Origin of the sequence: uncultured Ruegeria sp., assembly GCF_947489545.1 — a bacterium.
Classification (GTDB): Bacteria; Pseudomonadota; Alphaproteobacteria; order Rhodobacterales; family Rhodobacteraceae; genus Ruegeria.
This window is the reverse complement of the sequence record NZ_CANLDZ010000007.1, coordinates 78,850-91,005: the sequence shown is the minus strand read 5'-3', so window position 1 is coordinate 91,005 and position 12,156 is coordinate 78,850. Positions and strand designations below refer to the sequence as shown.

Genomic DNA, 12,156 nt, shown 5'->3' with positions numbered 1-12,156 from the left:
TTATGTAATATGTCTATGCATAAAATGAGGTAAAAATGTCTGCCATCTTCGCAAAGCACGCCCTGCTGGATACGGGCTGGGTGACCAACCTGCGGTTAGAAATCGATGCTGGGCACATTTCGTCCCTGCAAAAAGACAGCGTGGCGCAACCCGGCGATATCACGGCGGACACGTTGTTACCGGCAATGGCCAATCTTCATAGCCACGCGTTTCAACGGGCAATGGCCGGGATGACGGAACACCGCATGGTCGGGCGCGACAGTTTCTGGACCTGGCGAGAGCTGATGTATCGCTTTACCGCTCACCTGAACCCCGATCAGATCCAGACGATTGCGGCGCTGGTCTACATGGAAATGCAGGAGGCTGGGTTTGCATCGGTCGGCGAGTTTCACTACCTCCATCACCAACCCGACGGCACACCTTATGATCGGTTGGGCGAGTTGTCGGACCGGATCATGGCCGCCGCAGCCGAGACCGGGATTGGCCTGACTCATTTGCCCGTTCTCTACACCTATTCGGGCGCGCACGAAAAACCACTGGAAGCTGCTCAGAAACGCTTTGGCAACAACGTCACCCGTTTTTGTGTGCTGGTCGACCAGGCCAAAGATGCTCTCTCATCCCTGCCCAAGGATTGTCGGCTTGGGATTGCACCCCATTCCTTGCGAGCCACCTCGCCGCACGACCTGGCTGCCGTCTTAAAGACCCATTCGGCGGGGCCCATTCATATCCATATTGCTGAGCAACCTAAAGAAGTTGCGGAAATTGAAGCAGAGCTGGGTGCGCGACCCGTCGAATGGCTGCTGAGCAATGCCCCCGTCAATTCTAAGTGGTGCCTGATCCACGCTACCCACATGACCGACCGTGAAACTCAAAACATGGCTGCCAGCGGTGCGGTCGCCGGGTTGTGCCCGATCACCGAGGCAAATCTTGGCGACGGTCCCTTTAACGGTGCAAACTATCTTATGTCAGGCGGGGCGTTTGGCATCGGGTCTGATTCTAATGTTCTGATCTCATTGACCGAAGAACTGCGCATGCTTGAATATTCGCAGCGGCTGCGGGATCTGTCGCGAAACGTAATGGTTCGTGGCGAAGGATCTGTCGGGCACTCGCTCTATTGCGGGGCAGCTATTGGAGGCGCGCAGGCTTTGGGTCGGTCCGCAGGACAGATCGCAGAAGGCATGCTGGCTGATCTGGTTGCTATCGACAGTCGGGATCAATCCTTGTGTTGCCTAAAACCCGAACAGCTTCTGGATGGTTTTGTCTTTGCCGCAAGGGATCACGTGGTAACGGACCTGTGGTCGGCCGGCCGTCATCGTGTCAAAGAGGGCCGGCATGTTGACCGAGACAGGATCGTTGCCCGATACAGGACGGTGATGACCCATCTGATGGCTTGCCTCTAAATGGTGCAATCAATCCTTTGCATACGCCCTATTTCCCGACATATTAATAATATGTCTACTATTATAAGCAAGAGCCACACGTGACAGAGCCAAAGAGTATCGGATTCCAGGGTATCCGTGACGAAGTCATCGAGCGCATCCAGACACGGGTGTGGCCGCAAGGCAGCCTGCTTCCGACCGAGTTAGAACTGGCCGCCGAGTTTGGTTGTGCCAGGGCAACCGTAAACCGGGCGCTACGCGAACTGGCTGAACAAGGTATCGTGACCCGCAAACGCAAAGGCGGGACACGGGTTGTTACGACGCCGGTGAAACAGGCCAAGTTGCCCATCACTGTTGTGCGTCAAACCATCGAAGACATGAACGCGCAATACCGTTACGCTCTTGTGAGCCGGACGCTGATTGACTGCCCGGCCTGGTTGCAGGCAAAGCTTGGAATCCCCGAAGGGGCAAAGGTGCTGCGTCTGCAATGCATGCATCACGCCGACAACCGCCCTTTTCAGTTCGAAGAACGCTGGATCAACGTCAGCGCGGTTCCACATGTGGTGGCTGAGGATTTTCTGACCGTTGGTCCAAATGAATGGTTGTTGGCCGAAGTGCCCTTTTCAAACGCGGAAATCTCATTTTCCGCTGTTCCCGCCGAAGGGCAGCTGCAAGATTTTTTGTCGGTCCCATCAGGAACGCCTTTGTTTCAGTTGGAACGCACAACATGGTTCCGAAACGATCCCGTGACATTTGTGCGCATGACCTTTCACCAGGGATATCGGATGCGGACAACGTATTGATTTTGTCGAAGCGGCATCAACCTCACGGCATTTGATCTGGCCGGACCCGTAACCTTACTCTGGCCAGGGAAGTGAGTAGCATTTAACGTTGGTGAAGAACTTCATCGCCTCGACGACGCCTTCCTTGACACCATTGCCGCTGTCCTTGATGCCGCCGAACGGAGACATCTCGGTGCGGTATCCGGGTTGTTCCCAGATGTTGCAGGTGCCAACGTCGAGACCATTGATAAAAGCGATCGCGCGGTTCAGGTCGTTGGTACAAACGCCGGATGACAAGCCAAATGCCGTCCCGTTTGAAATCGCCATCACCTCCTGATCATTGTCGGGGACGCGGACAATCGGAATTACCGGACCAAATGTCTCTTCCATCACTAACTCACTGTCATGAGGAACTTTATCGACAACAACCGGGGGCAACAGCGCGCCCTGACGACCCGGATGGTACAGGATTTCAGCCCCCCGCGCAGCCGCATCAGTCACGCGCTTGTCGAACAACGCGGCAGCTTCGGCGTGGATCACACATCCCAGCTGAGTTTCGGGGTCTTGTGGATCGCCAAAACGGATGGCTTTGGCTTTCTCCAAAACCATCGGCGCAAACCTGTCAGCGACACTTTCCTGAACCAAAATACGTTTGATCGCGGTACAGCGTTGACCTGAGTTGCCGGTTGCCCCCGCCACTGCGATGGCAGCAGCCCGTTCCAAGTCTGCATCATCAAGATCATTCAGCACGATCAATGGATCGTTTCCGCCCAATTCCAGGGCCTGCCGCTTGTAGCCAGCTTTTGAAGCGATCAGTTTACCGACAGGAACACCGCCAGTGAAAGTGATGATATCGATGTAATCATTTGCAGTCATCTCGTCACCAATGTCATCTGGCCAACCAGTAACCACCTGGAACATCTCGGGCGGTAAGCCCGCCTCGTATAGGATATCGGCCAGTGCCAGCGCCGTCAGAGGCGTCAACTCGGTGGGCTTGCAGACCATACAATTGTTCGTGGCAATCGACGGCGCAATCTTATGGCTAACCATGTTCAATGGGTGATTGAAGGGGGTAATGGCGCTGATGGCCTTAACCGGTTCGCGTTTGGTAAAGATCTTTCGGGTCTTGCCGTTTTGGGTCAGGTCGCAGGAATAAACCTGGCCATCGTCAACAAGCGCTTGCGACGCGGCAAACTGAAAAACATCTTCCGCGCGCTTTGTCTCATAGACGGCATGTTGGTGGCAGATGCCCAGCTCTAACGTCAGCCACTTGGCCAGATACGCGCGCCTCTCTCCGATCAGTTCGGCTGTCCGCTGCAATATCTGGCTGCGTTCGAACCGGCTCAGACCAGAGGTGTAGTTGGCAGCAATTTCAAACGCCTGTTGTGCATGTTCAGCCTTGCCCGCGGGAACTGTGCCAATCACTTCGTTGGTATAGGGATAGTGAACAGGAATGGTGTCTTCGGTGAAAACAACCTTCCCGCCAATGCGCATACCTTCGTTACGAATTTCGGCCGTCATTGCGCGTATGTCCTTACCTATAAAACCAACGGCTGTTCGAGATCGAAAGCGTTTATTGGCTTTGTGTGCCGGGACAAAAATGATCAGATGGCCGTGCTTTTCAACAAGAAAATTGCTACCCGAGCCAATGCGCGTTACCCACTATAGTCAAACCCCGTAGCGCGCCATGAACATGTCGACCGCCTGCAACGCGACCTCACCTATCTCAGCTTCGGTAAAGCTGTTCTGGATTCCAAAGGCCGCGCGTGTCCAAATCCGCACTTTGCAAAGCTCCGAGAATTGTTCCGCCGCAATATGAACATCCTCGACCGCCAATTCGCCCTTGGCCACGGCCTTTTCCAGATACTCTGCCATCTGGCGCTGGCCGTTCTGAGGACCCGCCTCATAAAACGCTCGTCCCAATTCCGGGAATCTGTCGCGCTCGGCGACGCAGATACGAAACACCTGCTGGGCAAAATCGGACACAAGAAAACTGGTTAATTGCGTCGCAGCGATCGACAAAACCTCACGCGCGGGTTTGGTTTCGTCGATCATCGAGATGACCCGATCCGCCATGCGGCTGCATTCGGTTTGCGCTACTTCCATGAACAACAAGCGTTTGTCGGGGAAATAACTGTAGAGCGTCGCTTTGGAGACTCCCGCCGCACGCGCGATGTCATCCACGCTTGCGCCTTCAAACCCATCCGCCATGAAAACCTCTCGGGCCCCGCGCAGAACCTGGTCGAATTTTCGGCCGGTGCGCAGGATGGCGGCGGTCTGGGTCATGTCATCTCCTCAGATTTCGAATGGATTGAGTTTATAAACCGATCAGTTCAGACACAAGGATTCTCAGCGAAATTCGGGCGGCTCACGTAGAGTTCATTATTTTGGTGGCCCAATTGCACCTTTGCACTAAGCCCACCAAATATATGGCACATCCGATCCGCGGCGGTTGCGCCAAGCACAATCCGTGTTAGGACGTTTCGCATGGTCGATATCTTTTTACGCACACTTCCTTTCTTTGCGATCATCGGCCTGGGATATTGGGCCGGGCGAACCCGGTTTTTTACCGCAGAAGCCACAGCATATCTCACAAAATTCGTTTTCTATTTTGCTCTCTCGGCGATGCTGTTTCGCTTTGCTTCCACGCTACCATTTGCCGAGATATTCAATGGCCGATTGATGCTGGGGTACCTGATCGGGACCGCTGCGGTTTACGCCTTGGCAACCTTCGTGGCCTGGATGCGGGGTCTCGACATACCCACCACTGCGGTCGAGGCCCAATGTGCGGCGATTGGAAATGTCGGCTTTCTAGGCCTACCCATGCTGGCGCTGCTGTTTACCGAGGCTGCGATAGGGCCCGTCATGCTGGTGTTAACAGTGGATCTGGTGGTCTTTTCATCGCTTATCGTCATCCTGATCAATGGAGGTCGAGATGGAAAGCTGACACCTGCCACGTTTCGACTGATCGGGTTGGGCCTGCTAAAAAACCCGATGATAGTATCTATTTCCGCAGGCCTCATCTGGTCTGCATTTCAGGTGCCCGTTCCGGGACATCTGAATAACTTCCTGACTATCCTTGGTGGCGCTGCGACGCCCGGCGCATTGTTCGCGATCGGTGCCTCGCTTGCCGGCAAGTCAGCGGAACGGGTCCAAGTCGCTGCCTGGCTTAGCTTTTGCAAACTGGTCATCCATCCGGCCTGCGTTGCTGTTGTTTTGATCTGGTTGATCCCTATCGATCCCTTCCCGGCAGCGGTTGCCATCGCAGCGGCTGCATTGCCTGTTGCAGGCAATGTCTACATGCTGGCGGCGCATTACGGGATCGCACCACACCGTGCATCAGCAGCGATATTGTTGTCGACCATCGCCAGTATTTTGACAATTCCGCTGGTTATCGCTTGGGTTGGAACACCCTGATCGACGTCATTGCGAAAAAAGCCCGCCGCCCAAGACGCGCGGACTTTACGCGAGGACGTTGGATCGTTAGCCATATCGCGACACTAATGTAAGGACGATGCCTGATGGAAACCCTATCGGAAAATGCCTGTTTCGGTGGCGTGCAAGGCGTATACCGCCATGCCTCAGCTGCCTGCCAGTGCGACATGACCTTTGGTCTGTTTCTGCCAGTCGAGGCCAAGGATGGGCCGGTTCCAATCCTTTGGTATCTGTCGGGCCTAACTTGCACCCATGAAAACGCCATGACCAAAGCCGGGGCGCAGGCCTGGGCGGCCGAGCAAGGTATCGCCGTTGTCTTTCCAGACACATCGCCGCGCGGCGAAGGCGTTGCGGATCACGAGGATTACGATCTGGGTCAGGGCGCTGGATTCTATGTCAACGCCACACAAGGCCCCTGGGCACCGCATTTCCGGATGTGGGCTTACGTGGCCGAGGAACTGCCCGCATTGCTGACCGAAAACTTTGCCATCGACGCGGACCGTCAGGCCATTACCGGGCACTCCATGGGCGGCCACGGGGCGCTTACGCTGGCGATGAATCTGCCGGGACGGTTCCGCTCGGTCTCGGCCTTTGCGCCGATTTCCAACCCCACCGGCGCTGATTGGGGGCGCAAGCAGCTAAACGCCTACCTGGGTGGGGATGAAGCACTTTGGGCCAAACACGACGCGTCGGTGATGATGAAACAGACCGGTTTTGACGGCCCGGTCCTGATCGACACAGGGGCCAATGACCAGTTTATCGATCTGTTGCGTCCCGAAGCGCTCGCCAACGCCATTGCCGAACGTCGCCAGCAAGCGATCTATCGTCTGCAACCCGGCTACGATCACTCGTATTTCTTTGTGTCCACGTTCATGGAAGACCACGTCACCTTCCATGCCGAGGCGCTATACGGAGACTAAGAGATGAGCGAGTATGACTATGACCTGATCATCATCGGCTCCGGCCCTTCGGGGCGAGCCGCGGCAATTCAGGCCGGCAAGCTGCAACGGCGTGTTCTGGTCATTGATCGTCAGGATCGGTTGGGGGGCGTTTCCGTCCACACGGGCACGATCCCGTCCAAAACACTTCGCGAAACTGTCCTGAACCTGTCGGGTTGGCGCGAGCGCAGTTTTTATGGCCGTTCTTACCGGGTCAAAGATCAAATCCGCGCCGAAGACCTGAAGGCCAGGCTGCATATGACACTCGACCACGAGGTCGACGTGTTAGAACATCAATTCAATCGAAACCATGTCGAAACCCTGAATGGCTTTGCTAAATTCATTGGACCGCACGAGGTCGAGGTGGCAACAGACGCCGGTGAATCAACGCGCCTGACAGCGGCCAAGTTTCTGATCGCGACCGGCACAAAGACCTATCGGCCGGATTACGTGCCCTTCAACGGCAAGACCATTGTTGACGGCGACACTTTTCTGGAAATGGCAGAAATCCCCCGCTCTCTCGTGGTGATCGGAGCCGGGGTGATCGGCGTTGAATATGCTACCATGTTCTCTGCCTTGGATGTGCGGGTCACGTTGATCGAACCACGTGATACCTTCCTCGATTTTATCGATAGCCGGTTGATCCATGATTTCACCCACCAAATCCGCGAAAACGGCGTAGATCTGCGATTGGGATCGGCCGTCGAAAAGATTGAAGACGCTGGCAGCCATGTTGAAGTCACATTGGACAATGGGCGGCACGTTCGGGGCGAAATGCTGCTGTTTGCAGCCGGGCGCATGGGGGCTACGTCAGCTCTCAATCTGGATTCCGTTGAGCTGGAAACCGATCACCGCAACCGCATCAGTGTGAACCGCAAAACCTATCAGACAACGGTGCCGCATATCTATGCAACCGGTGATGTGATCGGGCACCCGTCGCTTGCGTCAACATCATTGCAGCAAGGTCGTGTGGCAGCTTGCCATGCGCTGGACACCCCGACATTGCCGGAAAGCCCATGGTACCCCTATGGGATTTATTCGGTGCCTGAAATTTCCACCTGCGGTATGTCCGAAGAAGAACTACAGGAACGTGGCATCCCCTACGAAGTCGGCGTGGCACGATTTCGCGAAACCTCGCGCGGGCATATCATGGGGTTGGAACATGGCATGTTGAAAATGCTGTTCTCGTTGAAAACCCGACGGGTTCTGGGTGTGCAGATCGTGGGTGAGGGCGCGACCGAGCTGATCCATATTGCGCAGGCGGTGTTGAACCTGAAAGGCACTGTGGATTACTTCGTGCAGAACACGTTCAACTATCCGACCCTCGCAGAAGCCTATAAGATCGCCGGCCTAGACGCGTTCAATCGCATGCCGATCCCCGAAGAATTCAAGGTGCGCAAGAAAGCCGACGAACCCGCCAAGAAAGAGGCCAAGAAAGCGTGACCACGCTCTACATCGACGGAGATGCCTGTCCCGTAAAGGCCGAGGCCGAGCGGGTGGCCACAAGGCACAAAGTGCCAATTGCGCTGGTCTCAAACGGTGGGCTGCGGCCTTCGGCCAATCCGTTGGTACAAGTCGTAATTGTCGCGGAAGGCGCAGATGAGGCAGATAAATGGATCGCGGACCGCTGCGGCACAGGTGATGTAGTGGTCACATCAGACATCCCTCTGGCGGCAAAATGTGTTGAATCCGGCGCGCGTGTCCTGCGCCCGAATGGTGAGGCGTTCACACAGGCGAATATTGGCCAGCAGCTGGCGATGCGGGACCTTATGGCCGACCTGCGCGCAGCCAATCCGCTGGGCGCTGGCGGCGGCGGCAAACCCTTTGGCAAGGCTGACCGGTCCCGCTTTCTAGACGCATTGGAAAGGGAATTGCGAGCCTCGCAGCGCCAGTAGCGACCCTGCAAAATCGCCAAATACCGGAATTGCTGGCGGCTTTCGCTTGCGTCTGATCGCAGCAACCTCAACACTCGCCCGGGACAACACAGCGGGTTTGAGCACGGAGCGTAGACTATGAAGGTGAAAAACGATCACTATCGGTCGATCTGGTGGGACAAAACGGCTGGTGAGGTTCGGATTATCGACCAGCGATGGCTACCGCATCAGTTTCGAATTGTGACCCTGAAATCCCTCGACGAATTCGCGACGGCAATCCGCGACATGTGGGTCAGGGGCGCGCCGTTGATCGGTGCGACCGCTGCCTTCGGAATTGCCGAACAAATGTCGCGAGACAGCTCGGACGCCGCGTTTGAAGCCGCTTACGACGTCCTGCACGCCACGCGACCCACAGCCATCAACCTCCGATGGGCGCTGGACAGGTGCCGCGCGGCACTGATGCCTCTGGCCGTCAGTGACCGTGTCGATCAGGCCTGGACCCTAGCACAGCACATCGCTGATGAAGATGTCGAGATCAATGCATCGATTGGCCGGCACGGTTTAGAGCTGATCAAGGAGATTGCAGCGCGCAAACCCAGGGGCGAACCAGTCCGCCTGCTGACCCACTGCAACGCGGGCTGGCTAGCAACGGTGGACTGGGGTACAGCAACCAGCCCTATGTATCACGCGCATGAGGCAGGTATTCCGGTCCATATCTGGGTCGATGAAACTCGGCCCCGCAATCAGGGGGCGCTGACCTCATGGGAACTGGGCGAGCACGGCATTCCGCATCGATATATCGTGGACAATGCGGGCGGGCATCTGATGCAGCACGGGCAAGTCGATGCAGTAATCACCGGCACCGACAGAACCACAGCGCAAGGGGATGTGTGCAACAAAATCGGCACATATCTGAAAGCACTTGCGGCCCACGACAACGGGGTACCGTTTTACGTCGCCCTACCATCGCCAACAATCGACTGGACCGTACGGGACGGCGTGGCCGAAATCCCGATCGAGGAACGCGATCAGCGCGAGGTGACTCATGTGATGGGCGTTGACGATCAGGGAACTGTCGAAGATGTGCGCGTTGCGCCAGACAGGACCGAGGGCGGCAATCCTGCCTTTGATGTCACCCCGAACCGGCTTGTTACGGGCCTAATTACCGAACGCGGCGTGTGCGACGCCTCGGCAGAGGGACTGTCCGCGCTGTTTCCCGACCGGGCGGGTTAACCAACGCTGACGGTTTAGGCCGGCACCGTTGCGCCGCGGTTCTCGCGGATTGGCAGGTGAACGATCGCACTGAACGCACCGATGGCAACACCGATCCACCACACCGTGGTGTAGTCGCCATATTGGTCATACATGCGGCCACCCAACCAGACGCCCAAAAAACTGCCAACCTGATGGCTGAAGAAGATAATGCCGTACAGTGTTCCCATGTAACGCAGACCGTAGAGATGCGCGACCAGACCAGATGTCAGAGGAACGGTTGCCAACCAAAGCGACCCCATGACCAGCGAGAAAGCAATCACCGAAAGTGGTGTAATCGGAAACACGATGAACAACGCCGCCGCAATTGTGCGCCCGGTGTAGACGGCCGCCAGCAGGTACTTCTTTGGGAAATGATTTCCTGCCCAACCTGCCAGTAAAGTGCCGCCAATATTGGCCAATCCAATCAATGAAATCGAGACGGCACCCAAAGCGGATGTCGAGGTTATACCGATCGAATGCAGAACGCCCCCCGGTTGGATCGGACCACACATCTCGGTCACGAAAGCAGGAAAATGCGCGGTGATAAAGCCTAGCTGATACCCGCAACTGAAAAACCCCACGAAGATCAACGCATAGGACGGATCACGAATTGCTTTGCCCAAAATCTGGGCCATGCTTTGTTCCAGCTCGGCCTTGCTGACAGGCTGCGGTGCACGCATGAACGGCAGTGTCAGGACGAGTGCCAAAACCGCAATTGCAAAGACAATGAAGACTTGTTGCCAAGGCAGGAATGTCAGCAACCATTCCGCAATCGGAGCACCGAGAACCTGACCAAAGCTGCCGGCTGCGGTGACAATGGCAAGCGACATGGACCGGTTTTCGTCAGACGATGCTCGGCCCACCACAGCCAGAACCACACCAAACCCGGTCCCGGCGATACCAAATCCGACGAGCCAGGCGTACATGTGGTGTTCAAACGGCGTAACGGACCACGCCGAAAGCACCATCCCTGCGGCATAGACCAACGCGCCCAGAACGATCGCGCGGCGATCGCCCACCTTTTCAGCGATTGCCGCAAAGATCGGCTGTCCAATCCCCCAAGCCAGATTCTGAATCGCGATGGCCATCGAGAAATCGGTACGCAGCCAGCCGAATTCCTCCGCGATCGGGATCTGGAACACGCCGAATGAGCCACGCACAGCAAAGTTCACCGTGATGATGATGCAGGCAACAATCAGGATTGGATTCAGCAGGCGAACGGATTGCGGCATTTGACCCTCGGGGCATTCGTATGACGGAAGTTACTGGTTTTGGTGAAGGCGTCAAATCAGCAGATTTGCGGTCACGGATAAGTAAATTTGATGCCTTGGGAGATTTGGCTGCTTTTCAAGTGGAAAGTCCAACGCTAAGGCTCAGACCTATGACGGATCTGATTTCGCTTTATGAGGCCCGCATCGCCGACGGATCATTGACCCGAGATGATGCACAGGAGGCCGTTCTGCCGCATTTCGAGCGCATTCGAAAAGCATTGGCCGAACCGGTCAAACGCAGTCTCTTTCGCAAGGCTCCGCCTGCACCCGAAGGATTGTATCTGTGGGGCGGTGTTGGGCGTGGGAAATCCATGTTGATGGATATGTTCGTCGACAATTTGACAGACATTCCGGCAAGACGCGTTCATTTCCATGCGTTTATGCAGGAAATCCACGCCGGAATGCACAAGGCGCGACAGGACGGGGTCGAGGACGCTTTGGGACCCGTGGCGCAGGATGTCGTGAAATCCGTGCGTTTGCTCGCTTTTGATGAAATGCAAATCACCGATATCACTGATGCGATGATTGTCGGGCGCTTGTTCGATATGTTGCACAAGGGCGGCGTGGTGATAGTCACAACGTCCAACCGCCATCCGGACGGCTTGTACAAGGACGGCCTGAACCGACAACTGTTCCTGCCATTCATTGCTCATATCAAGGAACAACTTCAGGTTTGGGAACTGGTGTCACCCACCGATTATCGACAGAATCGGCTGGAAGGCGCACCGGTCTATTTTACTCCGATCGGCCCAGAGGCGCGTCAGAGTATTCGTAGTGTGTGGACGGATCTTGCGGGTGGTCCAGCTGATCCGCTGGTGCTGCAGGTCAAGGGGCGTGCCGTTGAATTGCCCCAGTTCCGCAACGGAGTGGCACGCGCCTCGTTCTATGATCTGTGCGGACGTATGCTGGGGCCAGCCGATTACCTCGCCATCGCTGAAGAGGTGAAGGTTCTGGTCCTCGAGGATATCCCACGACTGTCCCGCAACAATTTTAACGAGGCCAAACGGTTCGTCACACTGATTGATGCGCTTTACGAAGGGAAAGTTCGCCTGATCTGTTCCGCCGCCGCCGAGCCAGAAATGCTCTATGTCGAAGGCGAAGGAACGTTTGAATTTGAAAGAACCGCCTCGCGCTTGCGGGAAATGCAGGATCAGGGCTGGGGGAAATAGGGACTCTGCCCTCACCGCCATAGGTGGGCCCGCAGATATTTGTCGCAAGATGAA

Annotated in this window: 11 protein-coding genes; 8 read left to right on the top strand and 3 right to left on the bottom strand. The window is 56.1% G+C overall.

What is annotated here, in order from left to right:
• Nucleotides 1–35: 35 nt before the first annotated feature.
• Together Q1B13_RS11835 and Q1B13_RS11830 are read left to right on the top strand one after the other, a co-directional pair.
• Nucleotides 36–1,400, top strand: coding sequence for a formimidoylglutamate deiminase (locus tag Q1B13_RS11835; protein ID WP_299080356.1), 1,365 nt, complete (start codon nt 36–38; stop codon nt 1,398–1,400).
• A gap of 80 nt (nt 1,401–1,480) precedes the next feature.
• The gene (locus Q1B13_RS11830) at nt 1,481–2,182 is read left to right on the top strand and encodes a GntR family transcriptional regulator (RefSeq protein ID WP_299080359.1); all 702 of its coding nucleotides are present in this window, start codon (nt 1,481–1,483) and stop codon (nt 2,180–2,182) included.
• Nucleotides 2,183–2,236: 54 nt separating this feature from the next.
• Here Q1B13_RS11830 and phnY read toward each other — a convergent pair whose 3' ends face one another.
• Both phnY and Q1B13_RS11820 read right to left on the bottom strand, forming a co-directional pair.
• A complete protein-coding gene (gene phnY / locus Q1B13_RS11825; protein ID WP_299080362.1) occupies nt 2,237–3,682 on the bottom strand; it encodes a phosphonoacetaldehyde dehydrogenase in 1,446 nt (481 codons plus the stop codon).
• Between the two features lie 147 nt (nt 3,683–3,829).
• On the bottom strand, nt 3,830–4,447 hold the full coding sequence (locus Q1B13_RS11820) for a TetR/AcrR family transcriptional regulator (RefSeq protein WP_299080364.1): 618 nt from the start codon (nt 4,445–4,447) through the stop codon (nt 3,830–3,832).
• 201 nt (nt 4,448–4,648) lie between these two features.
• Here Q1B13_RS11820 and Q1B13_RS11815 point away from each other — a divergent pair, with 201 nt between their 5' ends.
• From Q1B13_RS11815 to mtnA, 5 genes are all read left to right on the top strand, one after another.
• On the top strand, nt 4,649–5,578 hold the full coding sequence (locus Q1B13_RS11815) for an AEC family transporter (RefSeq protein ID WP_299080366.1): 930 nt from the start codon (nt 4,649–4,651) through the stop codon (nt 5,576–5,578).
• Between the two features lie 104 nt (nt 5,579–5,682).
• Nucleotides 5,683–6,516: an S-formylglutathione hydrolase gene (fghA, locus tag Q1B13_RS11810; RefSeq protein WP_299080369.1), complete on the top strand. Its 834-nt coding sequence runs from the start codon at nt 5,683–5,685 to the stop codon at nt 6,514–6,516.
• A 3-nt stretch (nt 6,517–6,519) separates the two neighbouring features.
• On the top strand, nt 6,520–7,977 hold the full coding sequence (gene sthA / locus Q1B13_RS11805) for a Si-specific NAD(P)(+) transhydrogenase (RefSeq protein ID WP_299080372.1): 1,458 nt from the start codon (nt 6,520–6,522) through the stop codon (nt 7,975–7,977).
• Nucleotides 7,974–8,429 (top strand): YaiI/YqxD family protein, encoded by a 456-nt coding sequence (locus Q1B13_RS11800; RefSeq protein ID WP_299080375.1) that lies wholly within the window; start codon nt 7,974–7,976, stop codon nt 8,427–8,429. Before sthA ends, Q1B13_RS11800 begins: the two co-directional genes overlap by 4 nt.
• A gap of 117 nt (nt 8,430–8,546) precedes the next feature.
• Nucleotides 8,547–9,641, top strand: a complete 1,095-nt coding sequence (gene mtnA / locus Q1B13_RS11795) for an S-methyl-5-thioribose-1-phosphate isomerase (protein WP_299080378.1) — start codon at nt 8,547–8,549, stop codon at nt 9,639–9,641.
• Between the two features lie 14 nt (nt 9,642–9,655).
• On the opposite strand, the gene Q1B13_RS11790 is transcribed toward mtnA, so the two are convergent.
• Nucleotides 9,656–10,894 carry an MFS transporter gene (locus Q1B13_RS11790; RefSeq protein ID WP_299080381.1) on the bottom strand — a complete coding sequence of 413 codons (1,239 nt, stop codon included), beginning with the start codon at nt 10,892–10,894 and terminating at the stop codon, nt 9,656–9,658.
• A gap of 149 nt (nt 10,895–11,043) precedes the next feature.
• On the opposite strand from Q1B13_RS11790, the gene zapE reads away from it, so the two are divergent.
• Nucleotides 11,044–12,102, top strand: a complete 1,059-nt coding sequence (zapE, locus tag Q1B13_RS11785) for a cell division protein ZapE (protein ID WP_299080384.1) — start codon at nt 11,044–11,046, stop codon at nt 12,100–12,102.
• Nucleotides 12,103–12,156 lie beyond the last annotated feature (54 nt).

What these genes read in the sequence shown, in the direction of transcription:
- Q1B13_RS11835 (WP_299080356.1), top strand. Translation starts at nt 36, where the DNA reads ATGTCTGCCATCTTCGCAAAGCACGCCCTGCTGGATACGGGCTGGGTG.
- phnY (WP_299080362.1), bottom strand. Translation starts at nt 3,682, where the DNA reads ATGACGGCCGAAATTCGTAACGAAGGTATGCGCATTGGCGGGAAGGTT.
- Q1B13_RS11820 (WP_299080364.1), bottom strand. Translation starts at nt 4,447, where the DNA reads ATGACCCAGACCGCCGCCATCCTGCGCACCGGCCGAAAATTCGACCAG.
- Q1B13_RS11815 (WP_299080366.1), top strand. Translation starts at nt 4,649, where the DNA reads ATGGTCGATATCTTTTTACGCACACTTCCTTTCTTTGCGATCATCGGC.
- fghA (WP_299080369.1), top strand. Translation starts at nt 5,683, where the DNA reads ATGGAAACCCTATCGGAAAATGCCTGTTTCGGTGGCGTGCAAGGCGTA.
- sthA (WP_299080372.1), top strand. Translation starts at nt 6,520, where the DNA reads ATGAGCGAGTATGACTATGACCTGATCATCATCGGCTCCGGCCCTTCG.
- mtnA (WP_299080378.1), top strand. Translation starts at nt 8,547, where the DNA reads ATGAAGGTGAAAAACGATCACTATCGGTCGATCTGGTGGGACAAAACG.
- Q1B13_RS11790 (WP_299080381.1), bottom strand. Translation starts at nt 10,894, where the DNA reads ATGCCGCAATCCGTTCGCCTGCTGAATCCAATCCTGATTGTTGCCTGC.
- zapE (WP_299080384.1), top strand. Translation starts at nt 11,044, where the DNA reads ATGACGGATCTGATTTCGCTTTATGAGGCCCGCATCGCCGACGGATCA.